This is a genomic window from Pyrinomonadaceae bacterium (assembly GCA_036277115.1).
Lineage (GTDB): Bacteria > Acidobacteriota > Blastocatellia > Pyrinomonadales > Pyrinomonadaceae > UBA11740.
Genome location: DASUNM010000030.1, coordinates 1 through 18,706 on the forward strand (window position 1 = coordinate 1; position 18,706 = coordinate 18,706).

Here is an 18,706-nt window from a genome sequence, read left to right on the forward strand (position 1 = left end):
GGACTCGGTCACGTTCGCGGCCAGCCACTCCCTGTTCGTCAACACGAACTTCGCCCCCGCCGTGGTGGAGACCGACCACGCCACGTGGCGTCGCCTGGCCATGGTCCGCTTCCCGTACACCTTCAGGAAGCGCCAGGAGGACGTCACGGGGCCGCTGGACCGTCTCGGGGACGCGGGGCTCCGTGACCGCTGTACGACGCGGGAGCGGCCCGCACAGGCGGCCCTGGCGTGGGCTGTGGCCGGGGCTGTGCGCTGGTACGAGAACGAGCGGGTCATGCCGGAGCTGCCGGAGCTGGTGCGGGCCGACACGGACGCCTGGCGCCGCAAGGGCGACTTGCTCCTGGCGTTCATGGAAGAGCGGTTGGAGGCCGGCGCCGGGCACACGGCGACCACTGCGGAACTCCACCAGGCGTTCGGGGAATGGCTCACGCCCACGGAGCACAAGCCATGGTCACAGCGGTTGTTCGCGGACCGGTTCGGGGGTCATGACCGGGTGGTGGCGCAGCACATCGAGCTGACGCGCGCAAAGGTGAACGGCTCGGTCAAGAGGTTCTGGACGGGTGTCCGGGTTAAGCCGAAAGAGGTGGAACAGTTCCAGTCGCCCGGTAACAACCCATTCGGAAGTTGAAAGTTCAACGGTGACGCAGGTGACGGCAAGTTCCGATAGAACGGACCCTACGGCTTTACACAAGCCGTTTATCCGGAACTGACGTCACCTGCGTCACCGCGCAGGTCAGACCATGATCACGTGTTTGATACCCGTCAGTAACCAGAACTGGAGGCGGACATGGACGACACAACACCGCAATACACCCCACTCGATATCGAAACGGGCAACGCCGAGGACCTCTACCGGCTGCCCCCGGACCCCTCGTACATCCGGCTGCTCGGGCTCGGTGACGAGGCGCGGCGACGCTGCGAGCCCGCGTGCTGGGTGATTCCCTCACAGCACCCGTGCGTCACCGTCAACGGCCACCTGTTCGACTTCCCCGCCCTGGACCGGCACGCGGGGATCCCCGTGGAGCAGACCATCCCGTTCAGCCGGGACCTGCGCTATGCCGCGTTCCAGCACGACCCGCCCACCAGTTACCAGACCAAATCCGGTCCCGGCTTCAAGCCCTACTCGATGGCGGCGCTCACCCAGCGGTACCTGGGAGAGGACACCAAGTCGGACGCGGGCAAGGAACTGGCCAAGGAGTACGGCGGGTGGGACAAGATCGACCCGAGCGATCCGCGCTATGCCGAGTACCTGCGCTCAGACCTGGACAACACCCGGCGCCTGAACGGGGCGATCCCCTACGACCCGTACGAGCAGCGGGAGGCGTGGGTGGCCACCATCACCGCACGGGCCACCCTGAACGGCTTCCGGGTCGACACAGCGGGTTTGACGGCCCGGGCGGCCTCCCTGGCCAAGCGCGGCGTGGACGGCCGCCAGATGCTCGCTGAGCGCTTCGGCTTCCCGCTCACCAACGAGGCGGGGAAGCCGGCGGCAGCACCCCAGCGCACCAAAGCGGGCAAGAGGGCGCTCGAGACGGCCCTGACGTCCTTCGGCTTCCCGCTGGACCGCTGGCCCCGGGGGGTGGACGGGAGCCTCTCCCTCTCGAAGGAGACGATGGCGTTCGCCCGGGACCATGCGGAGCGGGAGCACCCGGCCGCCCTCCCGGTGATCGAAGCCGTCCAGGACATGAACGGGATCAGGAACTCGGCCGCCAATCTGCTCAGCCACGTCACGGACGGCCGGGCGTACTACACCTTCGAGCCGTTCCAGGCCACCGGCCGGTGGTCCAACGGGCTCTCCGTGCTGAAGAAAGGGTCCGAGGACTCCGAGCGCGCGTTCCTGCTGCCCGAGCCCGGCCACGTGCTCGTCTCCATCGACCTGGACCAGATCGACATCCGGGCGGCGGCGGCCCACGCTCAGGATCCCGCTCTCATCGCGCTGCTCAACGACCCGGACCGGGACATCCACACGGAGATCTCCACTCTGTCCGGCGTGGAGCGAAAGCTGGCCAAGACCCTGGACCTCGGGTGGCTGTACGGCCGCACGGTCAACGGGCTGGCCCAGACACCGGGGATGACACGGGAGGCCGCCGAGCGGGTCTCCGGGTTCATGGACACCAGCTACCCGGGCGTGCGCCGATGGCAGCGAGAGGTGCGTGAGCGTGGGGAGGCCGGCCTGTTGCTGGGCAACGGCTTCGGCCGCAACCTGCGGGTGGAGCCGGACCGGGCCTTCACCCAGGCCCCCGGCGCCGTGGGCCAGTCCACGACCCGGGACCTGGTGGCGGAGGGTCTGCTGGACCTGGCCCGGCGCGCGCCGGAGATGCTGCCCATGCTGCGCATGATCGTTCACGATGAGGTGGTGGCGTCGGTGCCGGTCAAGGACGCCGTGGAGTGCGCGCGGATCCTTCAGTCGTGCATGTCCCGCATGTGGGCCCCGGCGGGTGCGAGTATTCCGGTGGCCATCACGGCCGGCCAGGGCAAGCCGTTCACGTTCGGGGACAACTGGAACGCTCTGTACGCCTGATCCCGTGGTAACGTGGACAGAGGAAGACACACAACGAGGAGAGACATGGGACTGAAGAGGGTCACGGCCCGTATCGAAGTCACGTACCCGGCGGACGACGCCCGGCCGCTGGAGGAACTGCGGGACGCGACCCTCGTCGCCGTGGGGGCCGCACTGCTGAGCCAGTACCACGAGACGGGGCCCGTGCTGGCCGCGTACACACACCTGAACGTGGCTGTGGACCCGGACGCGGAGCCCTCCCTGCCGGACGAGGAATGAACACGCAATCAGGACCTCACGACTGGTCACGTAAGGGGTGGCGGTGGTGGATCTGCCGTCACTGCTACCGGCCCCGCGCGCAACACCCTACTGGTTGGGTGACCGCACGCCCGTTGCACGACAACGGGGGCGAGAGGTGAACAACGCGGCGCGTGGCACACGTGCGGAGAACGCGATCGTGGACGAACTCGGCTCGTACGGGTACGACGTCACCCGTAGCGCTGCCAGTAAGGGGGCGGCGGATCTCGTCGGCATCCACGACGGGGAAGTCATCCTGGTCCAGGTCAAGATCTGCCGGCCGGAGAAGAGCTACCAGCAACCGGCCCCGGCCGAGCGCCGGGAGCTGGTGCGCATCGCCGCCCGGTGCGGGGCCCTCCCGGTCGTCGCTCAGCGCCACCCCGGCGCCGGCTCCCGGCCGGGACGTACCTCCTGGTGGCAGCTGACCGGAGCCGGGCCCGAGGACCGGCACAGCTGGATTCCCACGGGAAGCGTGAAGGAGGGGCCGTCGTGAAGGTGGTCGTGGCGGCGCCGACGCTGCGCCAGGCACAGCGGTTCGCCCTGGAAACCCGAGATCTGCTGAGGGAGGTGCCGAAGTTCGTCACGGAGCCGGAGAGGCTGCGCGGTCTCGGGCCCGAGACGATCGTGTTCTGGGTCACGGACATCGACGTGAACTGGAACCGGAAGGTCAGTGACGTGCTCCACTTCTCCGGAGCGCGTGTGCTGACCGGGACCCTGGACAACGCGAGCAGCACGACCGGATCGATGACGGGGGAAACGAGCCTGAGGAAGAGGACGACGATGGCAGCGAGTAACAACAACGGGACCTGGACCCTGGGGCACCAGGAGTACCAGCAACTCTTGGCGGATCAGAACCGGCTCAATGCTCTGGAGGCCGCCGGGGTCGACAACTGGGAGGGCTACGGCAACGCGATGAGGGCCCTCCGGGAGGACGACGATGAATAACCGGATCACGACCCGCAGACAGTGCAACCACGTACTGCACCTGGTCCTGAGCATCATCACGTTCGGCATGTGGCTCCCCGTGTGGGCCGTCGCCGCCGTGCTGGGGCGCCGGGAGACGGTGACCTGTCCGGGCGCGTACCCGCCGGCTCTGGTCCAGGGCGGCCCCCACGCGGTCCCGGCGCCCGTGCCCAACGCGGTGAACCCGTACAACGGGCACCGGTACTACGACCCTTCCCGGCCCCCGCTCACCTACCCGCCGGGCCACCCGGTGCATTACGGCCGGTAGACTGTGCCCTTGTCGGCCCCGCATCCCACCCGGATGCGGGGCCGGAGTCGTTTACCCTGTACACGACGACAGGGAGACAGACATGGGCACAGGACCCCAGAAATACCCGGGCGCATCGCTCACGCACTGGTACCAGGACACGTACCCCGGCTCGGTCATGGACACCAATACGGTCCTGTGGCACAGCACGGAGGGGCGCACGCTGCCCTCGTACGGCGGCGGAGCGTCGGCCCCGAACCTCACCGCGTTGCCGGACTTCGGAGCCCGCCGGCTGCGCTGGTTCCAGCACTTCGACGTGGACCGGTCGGCCCGCGCGCTGGTGAACGAGGACGGGGGCGTCCAGACGAACACGCTCAATGTGTGCCAGGTGGAGATCGTCGGCACGTGCGACCCGGCCACCAGCGCCAAGTGGGGCGGCTCGGGTCTGTACACGCCGAACCTGCCGGACTGGGCGGTACGGGACCTGGCCGAGTTCGCGAAGTGGATGCACGAGCACCACGGGGTGCCGCTCACCTCGGACGTGACGTTCAAGCCGTACCCGGCCTCGTACGGATCGTCCAACGGCGTGCGCATGTCTCAGGCGAAGTGGAACGGCTACGCGGGGCACTGCGGGCACCAGCACGCGCCCGAGAATCTGCACGGCGACCCCGGCGCCCTTCCCATGCGTGCCATCCTGGACCGAGCGAAGGGAGCCATCGTGACCGAGCCGGTACCGGGGCTGAACACGGAGCCCGTCAAGCCGAATGCCTATCGCGAGGTGCTGGAGACGGACGCCATTCCGGCGCCCCGCAACCACCCGGACTACGCCACGCACAAGTTCTGGACCGGGGAGAGTTACCTGAGGTTCATCGCCGAGAAGCTGATCGACCTGGAAAAGAGGTCCGGCTCATGAGCGACAACGACACGCTGCGAGACATCGTGCTGCGGATGGAGGGGTCCATGAACACGGGCTTCGCCACCGTTCAGGGCGAGATCAACCTGCTGCGCCGGGACGACACGGCGATGAGCAGCACCGTGGGCCAGCTCGTCACCGACGTGGCGGAGCTGAAGGCGCGCCGCTGGCCCCTGCCGGTCATCGGAGGTCTGGTGAGCGTCGCTGCTCTCAGTATGTCCGCATTCACCCTGGTCCGGGGAGGTTGATCCCATGGCGGAACTGGATCCCTGGGACCGCCAACCGGGCGAGACGTCCAAGGCCTACGAAGCGTTCTCCATATACCGTGATATGGGGGCACAACGGACTGTAAGACGCGTAGCGCAACACCTGAACAAAAGTCAGCAGCTGATCAACGGCTGGTCTGGCAAGAACAACTGGGTGGCGCGCGCGGCTGCGTTCGACTCCATTCCGGGCAGAGCGATGGCCGAGGCCTACGCGGACATGGCCGCCGATATCGCGGCGCAGCACCGGGAACTGAGCGACAAGCTCATGGCCAAGCTGAGCCGGAACCTGGACCTGCTGCCGGACGGGGCCGACCCCACCATCCGCTGGTCCACGGCCCACGGCGCCGCGCGTCAGGGCCATGCCCTGGCCACCGATCTGGTCAAGCCCGAGTCCAAGGCGAACGACGAGATCAACAAGGCCATCGAGAACCTGCTGAACAAGCTCGCGGGGGAGTGAGCCATGGACGGTGCCTATGTGCAGTGCCCGGCCACGCATCCCGAGACAGGGCAGCAGTGCGTGAAACTGGCCAACACGCATCACGAACACATGTCCAGTCAGGCGCGTGATGTGCACTGTAAACGCTGGTACGACAAGGCAAACGTTCTGTTCGCGTGCGGCTCCGACAACGACGGCTACCCCACGTGCCAGGGGGACAGGAGTACCTGCGGGCGTGGCTACTCGTGCCCAGAACTGGACAAGCCAGGTGTTACATGAGCACGGCCCCGCTCCTGCCCCCGGACTGGCAGACGTGGCCCGAAAAGCAGCGCGCGGAACTGCTCACCCGCCTTCAGACCCTGGCGCAGGAGCGGGACGCGGGGAAGGTCCCGTGGCTGTGCACGGTCCCCGGGTGCGACGGCCTGCCCCACAAGGGGCGCATGGGCCCGCACGCGCGAGCGGACCAGCGGCCCCCGGACGGGGACGAGTGGGACCAGTGGGTGGCTCTCGCCGGCCGTGGGTGGGGCAAGACCCGCACCGGGGCCGAGTGGGCCATCGCTCAGGCACGCGTGTACGACCGTGGCGCTCTCGTCGGGCCCACGGCCGGTGACGCGCGTGACGTTCTCGTTGAGGGCGAGAGCGGCATCATGGCGTGCGCCCCCACGGCGTTCCGGCCCGTGTACGAGCCCAGCAAGCGGCGCCTGACGTACCCCAACGGGGCGCAGCAAGCGGTGTACTCGGCCGATGAGCCGGACCGTCTGCGCGGCCCCCAGCACCACTACGCGTGGGCAGACGAGCTGGCAGCGTGGAAGCGCTTGCAGTACGCGTGGGACATGCTGATGATGGGTCTTAGGCTCGGTGACCACCCCCGCGTCTGCGTGACCACCACCCCCCGCCCGCTTCCGCTGATCAAGGAACTGGTCAAGAGCGACCGCAGCGTTGTGGTGCGCGGCTCCACGTACGACAACCTGCACAACCTGGCCCCCACGTTCCGGCGCACGGTCCTGGACCGTTACGCGGGCACCGTGCTCGGGCGCCAGGAACTGGACGCCGAGATCCTGGAAGATCTTCCCGGCGCCCTGGTACGGCGCGCCTCCATCGAGAGCGCGCGCGTGGACGAGGCACCGGACCTGGCAACCAAGGTTGTGGCCGTCGACCCGGCCGGCACCGGCACGGGCGACGAAGCGGGAGTGATCGTGGCCGGGCTCGGTTCCCTGGTCAAGGACGTGTACATCCTGGCCGACTACTCGGCACAGATGAGCGCGCGTCAGACCGGTCTCACTGTCTGGGAAGCGTTCTACGAACACGAGGCGGACTACGTGGTGTACGAGGACAACTTCGGCAAGCAGTGGCTGAGGGACGGGCTCATCGACGCGTACGCGGACTATCACAACCTGGACACGGAGCAGCGCCGCGCGCTGCGTGAGGGGTCCGAGGACAAGCCCGAGGACCTGGTCATCGAGGAGGAAGACGAGAATGGGGAGCCGATTGAAGCCAAGGTGATCGTGTCCCCGTTCACCATCCTGCGCAAGGTCACGGCGCAGCACGGCAAGGTGCTCCGTGCTCAGCCCGTGGCCATGCGCTACGAACAGGGGCGCGTGCACCACGTCGGCACGTTCCCAGAGCTGGAGGACCAGGAGACGACCTGGAACCCCCACGAGACGCCCAACGAGTCCCCGGACCGGGTGGACGCGCTTGTCCACGGGGCCACGTACCTGATGAAACTGGAACGCGGGCGCGGTCGCATGTCCTCTCCCCACGGGGCCGGCGTCGGGCGCGCGGCCGGGATCGCTCGCACCACAGCCATGGTGCGGCCCCCGCAGACCATGATCCGGAGGCACACCGCATGACCCTTTCTTTCGTGATCATGACGCTGGCCGTTGCCCGCCTCACGCGCCTGATCACCACCGACGTGCTCTTCGAGGTACCGCGTGGCTGGTTCGTGCGCAAACTCATCGAGCATGACGGGCCGCCGAGCGAGATCCGGGCCAAGCTCGCCTACCTGATCGTCTGCGACTGGTGTGCCAGCGTGTACGTGGGCGCGGTGGGAGCGGGCGCATGGTACGCGTGGCATGGGACCATGCCGTTTATGGTCATCACCGCTGCACTCGCAGCCTCGTACGTCACGGGATTCCTGACGTCGGTCACGGAGGAGTAGCGGATGGGTCTGTTCAGGCGCGACAAGGACGGCATGACGGACGCCACCAGCCGCACGTCAGCACACACGCCCCAGGGCCGCTCCCTGGTGGCCTCCGTCATGCCGTTGGCCGGTCCCGAGGGCAAACAGGCGTGGCAGGCGGCTTCCAGCGACGCGGGGTGGCAGGCTCAGGCCTGGTACTTCTACGACGCTGTGGGGGAGCTGCGGTTCGCGTTCAACTGGCTGGCCAACGCGATCAGTCGTGCGAGCCTGTTCGCGGCCGAGGTCGACTCGAACACGGGCAAGATCACGGGCCCGACTGACGACACGCGCGCTCAGGCAGCTGCTCAGTCCGTGCTCGGGGGCTCGGACGACCGGCCGCAGTTGCAGTCCACCATGGCCCTTCAGTGGCAGGTGTCGGGTGAGACGTTCGTTCTCGTGCTGCCGCAGAGAGCGGCACCGGACCGCTGGCTCACGCTCAGCCGCCGCAGCATGCGGGAACGCGGGGGCACGTGGTCGTACAAGGACCCGCTCACAGGCGTGTGGACGAAACTCGGGCCCAAGGACATGGTCATGCGGGTGTGGTCGCCGCACCCGGACGAGCAGACCCATGCCGACTCCGCCATGCGCGCAGCGATCCCGATCCTCACCGAAGTCGAGAAAGCCTCCCAGAACATCATCGCGCGGCTCGACTCCCGGATCATGAGCAACGGGCTCTACCTCGTTCCGCAGGAAGTCGACTTCTCCTCGGCCGAGAGCGAGATGAGCAGTGCGGAGAGCTTCCGTCAGATGCTCATGGACGCGATGACCGCCTCACTGACCAACCCGGGCACAGCCCTGGCTCAGGCGCCGGTCGTGGCCGAGGTACCGGGAGAGTGGCTGGCCGCCATGTCCGGGGCGCACGTCGACTTCGCCACGGCGATGGACGCTGCGATCACGGAGCTGCGCCAGGATGCTCTTCAGCGCGTCGGGCGCACCCTGGACATGCCGCGTGAGATGGCCATGGGGGAGCTGGCTCAGGCCAACCACTGGTCCGGGTGGCTGATTGAGGAGTCCACGTACAAGATCCACGTGGAACCGTTCCTGCTGAAGTTCGGCATGGCTCTGACCAAGACCTGGTTCCGTCCCGCACTCGTCGCCATGGGCGAGACCAACCCGGACCGGTTCGTTCTCGCCTGGGACATCACCGAAGTCGTTGCCCGGCCGGACGACAAGGAGGACGTCAAGTACCTCGTAGAGAACGACATGGTCAGTGTGGACTGGGCTCGCTCGAAGTTCGGCGTGCCTGACGACGCGATCCCGTCCGAAGAGGAGTCTCGCAAGAACCTGGCCCGTGTGCTGGCCTCTGCTGCTCCGTCGATTCTGGAGAACGAGAGCATCGCCGCAGCTCTCGGGTTCGAGCCCACGGTGCAGCCGCAGCCCGTCGGCGCCGGAGGGCTGCCGAGCGATGAGGCCGCGCCGGAGGGGGGTCCCCGCGCGCTGCCCCAGACGCGGGACAACGAGCCGGACGCTGCGCTTGTGGCCGCCGCCGAACTGGTGGCGCTGGACGCGCTCGGGCGCGCCGGCGGGCGGTTGCTCACGCCCACGTACCGGGGCCAGTTCAAGGACGTCGACCGCTGGGCACTGCACACGGTCATCCCACGGCCGGATGACGTGATGTCGCTGCTGACAGGCAGCTTCCAGCACGTCAACCTGATCGCCTCCGGTTTCGGGCTGGACCCGGTTAACCTGCGACAGAACGTACAGGCGTACGTGACCATGCGATTGCGGACAGGCCAGCCACATGACCGTCAGGTGCTGGCCGATTACCTGTACCAGGTCCGGGACCAGTGACCACGCCCCCGGATGACCCGGACCTCCCCGCTCGTATGCGAGCGAGCGCGTTCATCCGTGACGCTGAGCGGAGGATGCAACAGGCCTGGTTCCGGTCCGCCACCCGGTGGATGGACCGGGTGCGGCCCACGGTCACGGGCGGCGGCCAGGTCCAGCCCCAGAACGTGGGCCAGCACACGGCATTCTGGGGGCAGCTCATTGCGGAGGAAGTCCTCCCGCAGTCCGCGTCCCTGTTCGCGCGTGTGCGGGGCCGCATCACGGGGCGCGCCGAGCCGGTGACCGATCCCACGGCCGCTCAGTTCCTGAACGAGGCCGGCAACCGGCTTAAGCGGCTGCCCGATGAGGTGTACGCGCTGATCGTGCGAGAGGTGGAAGAGGGCGTCGCGCGGGGGGAGTCGATCCCCGACGTCACCCAGCGGGTCAACACCGTGCTCACCGCCACCGGGTCCGAACGCTGGCCGCACCGGGCCGTCACCGTGGCGCGCACCGAGGTCATGGCGGCGGTGAACGCGGGCGCGTACGCGGGCGCCGTGCGGGACGCCGAGCGCCGGGGTGACCCGGCGCCGTTCAAGGTCTGGCTGGCCACGGAGGACACGCGCACGCGTCCCACGCACCACGAAGCTGACAAGCAACGCACGCTGCTCACGTCCCCGTTTATCGTGGGAGGGGCGCAGCTTCAGTTCCCGGGCGACCCGCGCGGGCCCGCTCAGGAAGTGATCAACTGTCGCTGTACGTTTCTACCCGTCACTCTCGGTGAGACGATCGACTGGACAGACAGGCAGGACCCATGACCACAGACTGTCACGACTCTAAGTGCGATTACCCGGAGCCACATCGGCACGGGTTCGCTTGTGGGCCCAAGTGCCCGTGCGGGGAAGGGATGCAGCATGGGTAGGCCATGGAGCGCGGTTCTCGCGCGTATCGGAACACCGACCGGGGACCGGCGCATCATCGCACCCGGCGCCCTCACCACGCGCGCGCTCCCGCTCCCGCTCATGTGGCAGCGCGTGAGCGGAGAGGGCCACGGCGGGGCCGTCACGGTCGGTGCCATCGAGACACTGACCATCGACAACGAGTCGGGCATGGTCACCGGTACCGGTCACTTCCTGGACGTGCGCGGGGCCGATGATGCCGAGCGCCAGACCGAGGCCGGGGTCACGGGCCCGAGCGTCGACCTGTTCGACGACTTCGACATCGCCGAGGTGCAGACACTCATCGAAGCCCGGGTTGTCGGGCCGGACCTCACCGGCAACTTCGACGACATCGAGTATGTGGTCGACGAGAACGACATGACTGTCATCACGAACGCGCGCATCGCGGGCGCGACCCTGGTCCAGATCCCCGCGTTCGCGGACGTGTCCATCACGCTGCTGGACGATGTTTCACGTGAAACATCGCACCCGGTCCTCGCAAGTGCGGCCGATGTTTCACGTGAAACACTGCCCCCGCTGGACGCGTTCGCCAACCCGGGCTTCACCGAGTACACGCACCTGCGGTACGAGGAATTCGCGTGGGGCACGAAGGTGAGCGGTCACATCGCCGACTGGACCAGTTGCCACCTCGGTCTCCCGGGCTGCACCACGGCGCCCGCATCCATGACCGGGTACGCGCACTTCCTCACCAAGCCACAGCGCACGTCGGACGGCACCACGGTGCCCGTGGGCGTGCTCACCGCCGGGGAAGGGCACGCGGACCCGAAGTTCGGTATCCGGCCGGCGCAGGATCACTACGACCGGCCGGAGCTGGCCGTGGCGAAGGTGTTCGCCGGGGAGGACGAGCACGGCATCTGGGTGAGCGGGTGGATCCTGCCGTACGCGGACCCGACCCGTGTCCAGATGCTGAAGGACCTGGACGTGTCCGGGGACTGGCGCCAGACCGGCGGCAACCTGGAACTCATTGCCGCGTGCGCGGTCAACACCGGCGCCTACACTCAGCCCCGCCACGTGTACTTCAGCCTGGAACTCGGGGGGCAGCAGACTCTGATCGGACGGTTCGCCCGTCGGTCGGACGATGTTTCACGTGAAACATCGGCACCGGACCCCGGTCCGGTTGTGGACGACGCGCGCGCCGCATGGGCGCGTGCCAACTGGAAGGTGGCCTAGACCACATGCCCACAGAAGAGATCGCTAACCGGTTCAAGCACCACCCGCCCCGGGACGAGAACACGGTCAAGGCGCATGAGTTCGTGCGGGAGACCCTGCGCTGGGTTGCGGGCAAGTTCGACGAAGAACTCCCGGCCGGGCGCGAGAAGAGCGTCGCCATGACGAAGCTGGAAGAGGCCATGTTCTGGGCCAACGCCGCCATCGCGAGGGAGAGCTGATCATGGGATGCTGCGGGAACAGGAAAGCGGCCACTCAGCTGGAGTACGAGGTGACCACGGCCAAGAACGGCGTGGAGCGGGTCACGACCATGGCCGAAGTCAAGCTCAAGCTGGCCGCCGGCGGCGGGGGAAGTTACCGGTCGGTACCAGTGAAGCCTGACGCGGACAAGAAGTAGGCTGACCGCAGTCCAGTCCGGGACGCCCCGAAGCCCCGCATTACCAGTGCTCTGGTGTGCGGGGCTTCTCCTGTTACCATCCGATCAGGAGTGCTGTACTGGGAGTGCGGCTCTGACGTGTAGACCATCCGTCCGAGCCGACCCGAGGAGTCAGCCATGGCCGACGAGACCACACCGGAAGCCTTCAACGCTTCCGTTCTCTCCGACGAGGAACTGCGCAGTGAGTACACGCGCGTCCGTGACCGGGGAACGGAGCTGTCCGCCAAGGACACGCTGACCCCGGAGGAGACGACCGAGCTCACCTCCCTGGCCGCTCACGTCACCGCCGTGAACACCGAGCTGAGCGCGCGCACCGAGGCCGCCGCCGCTCTTCAGGCCACGCGCGAGACGTTCGCGACGCTGCCCGACCTGGCCCCGGCCGCCGTACCTGCACCGGTCGCGCCCGCTGCTCCGGCCGAGCCGGTCATCGAGCCGACCGCCGTGGTCACCGCGTCCGTTCCCTCCGTCGCTCAGCTTCCCCCGGCGCCGGCTCCCGTCGCTCCCGTGCGCCCCTCACGCGGCATCGTGAGCGCGTTCGTGTCCTCGGGCGCGGCCGGGTACGCGGGCAAGCAGGTCAACGAAGAGTTCGACGGCCTCACCGACATCAGCAAGGCCCTCATCGCCAACGCGCAGTCCATGGGCCGCGTGGGCGGCGGCCAGGGATCGCGTCAGGCCATAGCGCAGTTCCGCCGGGACCGGGGAACCGAGTTCCGCATCGACACGGACAGCGAGTCGGAGGCCTACTCCAAGCTCAAGCACGCGCGCGACGAGAGCCGTCTGCACGGCGGGTCGCTGGCCAAGCAGTGGCAGAAGAACATCGATGAGGGCGTGAGTCTCACCGCCGCCGCCGGCTGGTGTGCTCCGTCCGAGAACGACTACGACCTGTGCCGCCAGTGGGCAGACGGGGTCGGCATCCTGGACCTTCCGACCGTCACCGTCACGCGCGGCGGCCTGAACTACACCGACGAGCCCGACTTCCCCACCATCTACGCGAACGCGGTCGCGGCGGGCGGCGGTTCCAACTTCCTGACGGAAGCGCAGGTGATCGCCGACACGGTCAAGACGTGCTCGGAGATCCCCTGTCCCACCTTCGAGAACCGGCGCCTGGACGTCATGGCGCTGTGCATCCGCGTCAGCTTCCTTCAGGCGGCTGGCTACCCCGAGGTCGTCAACGCGTGGCAGGATGGTCTGCTCGCCGCTCACGGCCAGGAGATGAATCGCCTCATCCTGGCGGACCTGATCGCGCGCGCGGGCGCGGCCACGGTGGCCGCCGCCGTGGACCCGGATGGCACGGACAGCTTCACCAGCGCGCTGCTTGCCGGCGTGGAGCTGGCCGCCGAGGACATCCGCTACCGGTTCATGATGCCGTGGAGCGCCACGGTGGAGATCGTCCTCCCGCACTGGGTCCTCCCCCAGATCCGGGCCGACCTTTCGCGCCGCAACGGCGTGAGCATGCTCGCGGTGACCGACAGCGAGATCGCGAACATGTTCTCAGTGCGCAACGTCCGCGTGCAGTTCGTGCGGGGCTGGCAGGATGGCCTGATCACGGGTGGCGCGCTGAACGCGGCGTTCCCCGGCGGCGACGCGGCCACCCCGTTCCTCACTGCGCTTCCGTCCACGGTCAGCTTCCTGGCCTACCCGGCCGGGTCTGTGGCCGTCGCGCGCCAGGATGTGGTCACCCTGACCAACGTCTACGACGCGGCCAGCCTCTCCACCAACGAGTTCACGGCTCTGTTCGCGGAAGAGGGGTTCGCCCCCGTCTACCCGTGCCCCGGTCAGCGGCTCTACACGATCACGGGCTGCATCGCCGGCCCCACGGGCGTCCAGAACATTGACTGCCTGGACGCTGCGTAACCCTCCCCTGACTGAGCGGGCCCCTTCTCTGTCGTCCAGGCAGGGGCCCGCTCTTCCACAGAAAGGAGGTGGACGACATGGCGATCATCAGCAACCCGCAGGAGACCAGCGCACCGCCCCCGGGGCTCACGCGCTACGGGCTCTTCAGTGCGGCCACAGTCAGTGATGACCTCGGCCCGCGCGAGATCGCGTCCGGGTTCCAGTTCCCGGCCGAGGACTGCGGGACCGTGCGCCCGTACGACGCGACGTGCGTGCGACCCTTCGACGAGAAGACGTTCGACGAGGGACTCGGCTACCAGGAAGCGGACCCCTACTGGGTGTACGCCACGCGTCAGTGCGGCGCCGTGGGTACGTCCGCCGGCGCCATGGAGGCGTCCGTGCGCCGGCGCCTGGCGTCCGGCGAGCAGCGCGCCGTGGAAGAGCAGCTGTGGGGCGGCGGCACCCTGGCGACCGACCCGCAGCTGACCACAGCCGTAGGCGTCACCACGGTCGTTCCCACGGCGGTGGGCTCCTCGGCCGCCATCGCGGCGCTGGAGGACGCTTTCTACGACACCTACGGGTACGTGGGCACCATCCACATCAGCATGCGCGCGTACGGCAACCTGGCCTACGGCAACATGCTGGAGCGGCGGAGCGGCCAGCTCACCACCCCCATGGGATCCGTCTGGTCCATCGGTGCCGGGTACGGCATCACGGGCCCGCTGGGGGTCGCCCCGGCGGCCGGGAACGTGTGGGCGTTCATGACGCCCCCGGTCCTGATCCGGCGCAGTTCCGTGATCACTCCCCCTGGCGTGGCCACGCTGGACCGGTCGACGAACCAGTTCATGGCCCTGGCCGAGCGCGTGTACGCGCACACGTGGGCGTGCGACTCGGTGTTCGCGGTAGAGGTGCCGATCGTGGCCCCCGCCGTGGTCAGTGTGGTGGTGTGATGGCCATCGTCGTACCTGCCAAGGGCAAGCTCAAAGAGACCGCACGCGTACTGCTCGATCTCGCGGACAACCCGCGAGACGTGCGCACCACCGGCAACGGGACCGAGTTCGAAGTCCCTGACGAGCTGGCAGACCGTTACCACGGCCGGGACCCCGTACACACACCGGTCTCGGCCGACAAGACACCGGACGCGGCGCCCGCCCGCCCGGTCAAGCGACGTGGCCGCGCGCCGCGCGTAGATATGGAGGGATGACACATGGCTACGCTCTGTCGTTCGCTCTCGCGCCTGGCACGCGTCCGTCTGACGCGGCTGGACGAGTGTGGCGCTCCCGACCCGGGCCCCACCGGCACGCTGGTATCCAGCGCGTACGTGAACATCGACGGCTCCCCCCAGTACCTGGACCCGGAGGAGATCACTCAGCTCAACGGCAACGGCGAGATCTGCATCTCCGACCAGGGCACCCCGCAGCTGCGGTGGGTCAACCTCACCATGGTGATCTGCCAGATCGACCCGGACGCGGTCAACATCATCACCGGTAACCCGCTGGTGGTTGACGACGCGGTGGCACCGAACACGGTCGGCTTCCGACTGGACGGTTCGCTCACCGGCACCGCCAACTTCGCTCTCGAAGTGTGGGTCGGCATTCCCGGCCAGCCCTGCGACGCGGAAGGTAACCGGGAGTACGGGTACTTCCTGTTCCCGTACGTCAAGCAAGCACGGCTCGGGGACTGGTCGTTCGCGAACGCGGCCGTCAACCTCACCCTCACCGCGCGCACGGAGATCGACTCCGGGTGGGGCACCGGTCCGGCCGCGTACCTCGTACGCCGGGACGCCGTGTCCGACGCGCCCGAGGTCCTGCTGACGGCCATCACGGACGACACCCACATGCACTACGAGGTGGTCACCGTGGCCCCGCCCGCCGCAGCCTGTGGAGCCGTGGCCCTGGCGTAGTCTGTGGTGAGAGGGTCCGTGCGCGTGGTTGAGCGTCGCACGGACCCTCTCCCGTAAGGAGAGAGGAACAGGGTATGACGACACCCCCTCCCCCGGGGCCGTGCTCATGGACCATCGACACGGGCTGTATCCCCAACCTGGCTGACTACTCGGCCGAGGACATCGAGCGGGCCACCGTGTGGGCCACGTTCATCCTGGACGGCCTCACAGGCCATCAGTTCGGCCAGTGTCCCGTCACCGTGCGCCCGTGCGGCGACGGATGCCGCGCCGCGTCCGGCTACCAGACGTGGCCCGCCGGGACCCCGGGGCCGTGGATGACGCCCTACATCGGGTCCACCGGGGCGTGGCGTAACTGCATGTGCGGGGGCGGATGCTCCTGCCTGCCCGCGTGCCGCGCGCTGCTCGGTGCCCCGGTGGCGGAGATCACCGAGGTCAAGGTCAACGGGCTCGTTCTCGACCCGTCCGCCTACGTCATGGTCGGACAGCACCTGGCACGCGTGGACGGGGGAGAGTGCTGGCCATCCTGCCAGGACCCGGCCGTGCCGGACACCGAGGACGGCACGTTCTCCGTCACCCTCCAGCCCGGCCGTCTGCTCCCGCGCGCGGGGGAGATCGCGGCCGGCGCCCTGGCCGCCGAGTTCCTGAAGGCGTGCGCCGGCGCCGCGTGCGGGCTCCCCGCCCAGGTCGCGAGTCTCTCTCGCCAGGGCGTGGACGTGGAGTTCGTGAGCCCCACGGACGTGCTCACGGACGGGCTGACCGGTATCCGTGACGTGGACCTGTTCGTACGTGCCGTCAACCCCTCCGGTCTCCAGCGCCGTTCACGCGTGCTGAGCCCGGACCTCCCGAAAGCTCCGGTGAACTACGGATGACCCCGTTCGAGATTGCGGACGCCTTCAGAGCGTGCCTGGTCACCGCGTTCGAGGAAGACGAGGGAGCCCCGGCGGAGATCTGCCACAGGCCGGGCGGGGAAGCCCCGCTCAGCTTCGGCCTCTCCCAGGATGAGTGCTGCTCCGGACTGGCATGGGTGCGGATCGCGGGCATCGATCCGGTACAGGATCCGCTCGGCTTCGAAGAGCCCGGTGCGAGTCCTTGCGATGTATTCCGCAAGCGCGTCACGCTGGAACTCGGAGTGGCCCGGTGCAACCCGTTCGGCACGGCGGCCAAGGGGCCTGACTGCGGGGCGTGGACGGAACTCGCCCTGCGGATGGACCTGGACGCGTCCGCCATGCGCCGGGCCGTCTGCTGCTTCTCCCAGCTGCCGAACGTCGGCCCCGGGGAGCAGATCCCCGGCGTGCGTGGCGGGGCGTGGGAGCCGCTCGAAGCGTCGGGCCTGTGCGCGGGCGGGATCATGACCGTGGCCGTATGGATGGAGTGCTCCGAATGCTGAGGTTCCGGGTTCTGGTCTCGTTCAACGGGCTGGTCAAAGGTGCCACGGGTACCGCCCACGGTGCCGGATCGGCCGCGCGGGCGCGCGCGTACGCGGGGGCTGGACTGCTGGAGGTGATCGACGATGGCCAGGATCCAGATCGATCAGGCGGACCTGAGACGGGTGATACGGGGAGCGAGCCTGCGGGAGCTGGAGAACACGGGGCGCCGGGTGGTGAACCGGGGGAAGATCCTGTGCCCGGTTGACACCGGACGGCTCCGCGCGTCGATCAAGGGAAAGGCCAACCGGACCTGGACCCTGCGCCCGCAGTTCACCGTGTCGTCGAACGTCGACTACGCGGAGATGGTGCACGACGGCACACGTCCGCACATCATCCGCCCCAGGACCAAACAGGCCCTCAAGTTCACGGTCGGGGGCCAGGTCGTGTTCGCGAAAGTCGTCCACCACCCGGGTACGCGCGCGCGCCCGTTCCTTGATCGTGCTCTCCGGGAAGAGACGGCCGGGCGCGGATACCGGATCACGAACTAGAATCGGGACTATGGACGACACGCAGCAGTTGAAGGCAGAGTTCCCGTTGGGGGACCTGAAGATCGTTGTCAGTGAGCCGACACCGAGCCAGCTCTTCGCCCTCGGTCTCTCCCGCAAGTCGAGTGACGCGGACCAGGCGTATCTGGTCCGGCGCCTGTGCCGGGTGCTGGAAACGCTCACCGGGCCTGAGCAGTGGTACGACGTCATCGAAGACGGCCTGATCAACGGGGAGATCTCCCCCACGCAGCTGATGGAAATGGCCTCGGCCGTCCTTCAGTTCCCGTGGGCCGACCATCGCAAGCCGGTGGCCGCCCCCGTGGACGTCGTGGGCACCCCCGCCGCACCCGACGCCGGCCCGCGCATCATCTCCGGTGGCTGACTTCGGCTCCGCCGTTTTCCGCCACAGCCCGTTCCCGGTCCCGGCCGGGGGCCACACCTTCGACTTCCCCTCCCTCACCGGCCGCCAGTGGCTGACTCTGCTGTCATCCGAGAACTGGGTCTCGGCAACGGTCGGTGAGCTGGACGAAGAGACCCACGAACGGTTCGTGGACTTGGTGGAGAGCGGCGAGCTGGAGCCCGCGCACGTGCGCGCGTTCGCGCATGCCGCTCTCGCGGGCGCGGCCGGGCGCCCGTGGTGGGAAGCGCAGCGTCTGTCCGGTGCGTGCTTCAACGACAACGGGCGGCTGCTGGGTACCGCGCTGCTGTCCGGGGCCGACCCGGAACGCATGACGCTCGCCGCGTTCCTGGCGTGCGTGTGGGCCACCCTGACCAAGGGGGCCGACGCCACACAGATCGTCAAGCTGGAGGCGGAACTCTTGATCCCGCCCGCAGAAGCGACACCTGAAGAGCGTGCGGACATAGACGACGACATGGGACCGATGGTCGAACGGCTCCGGGGCATGCCCGGGGTCAGCATCGGATGAGACAC

At 68.3% G+C, this 18,706-nt stretch carries 25 protein-coding genes; all 25 read left to right on the top strand.

The window, feature by feature from the left end:
- Positions 1-628 (top strand): hypothetical protein (locus tag VFX97_20505; GenBank protein HEX5705595.1); only part of this gene is annotated, 628 nt, incomplete at its 5' end.
- A gap of 159 nt (positions 629-787) precedes the next feature.
- Entirely contained in the window at positions 788-2,521 is a 1,734-nt protein-coding gene (locus VFX97_20510) for a DNA polymerase (GenBank protein HEX5705596.1), read from the top strand.
- A gap of 45 nt (positions 2,522-2,566) precedes the next feature.
- Positions 2,567-2,779 (top strand): hypothetical protein, encoded by a 213-nt coding sequence (locus tag VFX97_20515; protein HEX5705597.1) that lies wholly within the window; start codon positions 2,567-2,569, stop codon positions 2,777-2,779.
- Positions 2,780-2,915: 136 nt separating this feature from the next.
- A complete protein-coding gene (locus VFX97_20520) occupies positions 2,916-3,290 on the top strand; it encodes a hypothetical protein (protein ID HEX5705598.1) in 375 nt (124 codons plus the stop codon).
- A complete protein-coding gene (locus VFX97_20525) occupies positions 3,287-3,742 on the top strand; it encodes a hypothetical protein (GenBank protein HEX5705599.1) in 456 nt (151 codons plus the stop codon). Before VFX97_20520 ends, VFX97_20525 begins: the two co-directional genes overlap by 4 nt.
- Positions 3,735-4,028 (top strand): hypothetical protein, encoded by a 294-nt coding sequence (locus VFX97_20530; GenBank protein ID HEX5705600.1) that lies wholly within the window; start codon positions 3,735-3,737, stop codon positions 4,026-4,028. Before VFX97_20525 ends, VFX97_20530 begins: the two co-directional genes overlap by 8 nt.
- A gap of 82 nt (positions 4,029-4,110) precedes the next feature.
- Positions 4,111-4,920: a hypothetical protein gene (locus VFX97_20535; protein ID HEX5705601.1), complete on the top strand. Its 810-nt coding sequence runs from the start codon at positions 4,111-4,113 to the stop codon at positions 4,918-4,920.
- Entirely contained in the window at positions 4,917-5,168 is a 252-nt protein-coding gene (locus VFX97_20540) for a hypothetical protein (GenBank protein HEX5705602.1), read from the top strand. The genes VFX97_20535 and VFX97_20540 overlap by 4 nt, the downstream gene beginning before the upstream one ends.
- Before the next feature lie 4 nt (positions 5,169-5,172).
- Positions 5,173-5,643 (top strand): hypothetical protein, encoded by a 471-nt coding sequence (locus VFX97_20545; protein HEX5705603.1) that lies wholly within the window; start codon positions 5,173-5,175, stop codon positions 5,641-5,643.
- A gap of 254 nt (positions 5,644-5,897) precedes the next feature.
- Complete coding sequence (locus VFX97_20550; protein HEX5705604.1) at positions 5,898-7,472, top strand: terminase family protein; 1,575 nt, start codon at positions 5,898-5,900, stop codon at positions 7,470-7,472.
- Positions 7,469-7,780 (top strand): DUF1360 domain-containing protein, encoded by a 312-nt coding sequence (locus VFX97_20555; protein HEX5705605.1) that lies wholly within the window; start codon positions 7,469-7,471, stop codon positions 7,778-7,780. The genes VFX97_20550 and VFX97_20555 overlap by 4 nt, the downstream gene beginning before the upstream one ends.
- 3 nt (positions 7,781-7,783) lie before the next feature.
- Positions 7,784-9,592 (top strand): hypothetical protein, encoded by a 1,809-nt coding sequence (locus VFX97_20560; protein ID HEX5705606.1) that lies wholly within the window; start codon positions 7,784-7,786, stop codon positions 9,590-9,592.
- A gap of 74 nt (positions 9,593-9,666) precedes the next feature.
- The gene (locus tag VFX97_20565; GenBank protein ID HEX5705607.1) at positions 9,667-10,383 is read left to right on the top strand and encodes a phage minor head protein; all 717 of its coding nucleotides are present in this window, start codon (positions 9,667-9,669) and stop codon (positions 10,381-10,383) included.
- 96 nt (positions 10,384-10,479) lie between these two features.
- A complete protein-coding gene (locus VFX97_20570; GenBank protein HEX5705608.1) occupies positions 10,480-11,694 on the top strand; it encodes a hypothetical protein in 1,215 nt (404 codons plus the stop codon).
- Between the two features lie 5 nt (positions 11,695-11,699).
- Entirely contained in the window at positions 11,700-11,912 is a 213-nt protein-coding gene (locus VFX97_20575) for a hypothetical protein (protein ID HEX5705609.1), read from the top strand.
- Positions 11,913-11,914: 2 nt separating this feature from the next.
- Positions 11,915-12,088: a hypothetical protein gene (locus tag VFX97_20580; protein HEX5705610.1), complete on the top strand. Its 174-nt coding sequence runs from the start codon at positions 11,915-11,917 to the stop codon at positions 12,086-12,088.
- Positions 12,089-12,244: 156 nt separating this feature from the next.
- Positions 12,245-13,981, top strand: a complete 1,737-nt coding sequence (locus tag VFX97_20585) for a major capsid protein (GenBank protein ID HEX5705611.1) — start codon at positions 12,245-12,247, stop codon at positions 13,979-13,981.
- 77 nt (positions 13,982-14,058) lie between these two features.
- The gene (locus VFX97_20590; protein ID HEX5705612.1) at positions 14,059-14,910 is read left to right on the top strand and encodes a hypothetical protein; all 852 of its coding nucleotides are present in this window, start codon (positions 14,059-14,061) and stop codon (positions 14,908-14,910) included.
- Positions 14,910-15,164 (top strand): hypothetical protein, encoded by a 255-nt coding sequence (locus VFX97_20595; protein ID HEX5705613.1) that lies wholly within the window; start codon positions 14,910-14,912, stop codon positions 15,162-15,164. The genes VFX97_20590 and VFX97_20595 overlap by 1 nt, the downstream gene beginning before the upstream one ends.
- A gap of 3 nt (positions 15,165-15,167) precedes the next feature.
- Positions 15,168-15,863, top strand: coding sequence for a hypothetical protein (locus VFX97_20600; protein ID HEX5705614.1), 696 nt, complete (start codon positions 15,168-15,170; stop codon positions 15,861-15,863).
- A 74-nt stretch (positions 15,864-15,937) separates the two neighbouring features.
- On the top strand, positions 15,938-16,732 hold the full coding sequence (locus VFX97_20605; GenBank protein ID HEX5705615.1) for a hypothetical protein: 795 nt from the start codon (positions 15,938-15,940) through the stop codon (positions 16,730-16,732).
- Positions 16,729-17,250, top strand: a complete 522-nt coding sequence (locus VFX97_20610; protein HEX5705616.1) for a hypothetical protein — start codon at positions 16,729-16,731, stop codon at positions 17,248-17,250. The genes VFX97_20605 and VFX97_20610 overlap by 4 nt, the downstream gene beginning before the upstream one ends.
- Before the next feature lie 123 nt (positions 17,251-17,373).
- On the top strand, positions 17,374-17,778 hold the full coding sequence (locus VFX97_20615) for a hypothetical protein (protein HEX5705617.1): 405 nt from the start codon (positions 17,374-17,376) through the stop codon (positions 17,776-17,778).
- Positions 17,779-17,788: 10 nt separating this feature from the next.
- Positions 17,789-18,157, top strand: coding sequence for a hypothetical protein (locus VFX97_20620; protein HEX5705618.1), 369 nt, complete (start codon positions 17,789-17,791; stop codon positions 18,155-18,157).
- Positions 18,150-18,701 (top strand): hypothetical protein, encoded by a 552-nt coding sequence (locus VFX97_20625; GenBank protein HEX5705619.1) that lies wholly within the window; start codon positions 18,150-18,152, stop codon positions 18,699-18,701. The genes VFX97_20620 and VFX97_20625 overlap by 8 nt, the downstream gene beginning before the upstream one ends.
- Positions 18,702-18,706: the final 5 nt, after the last annotated feature.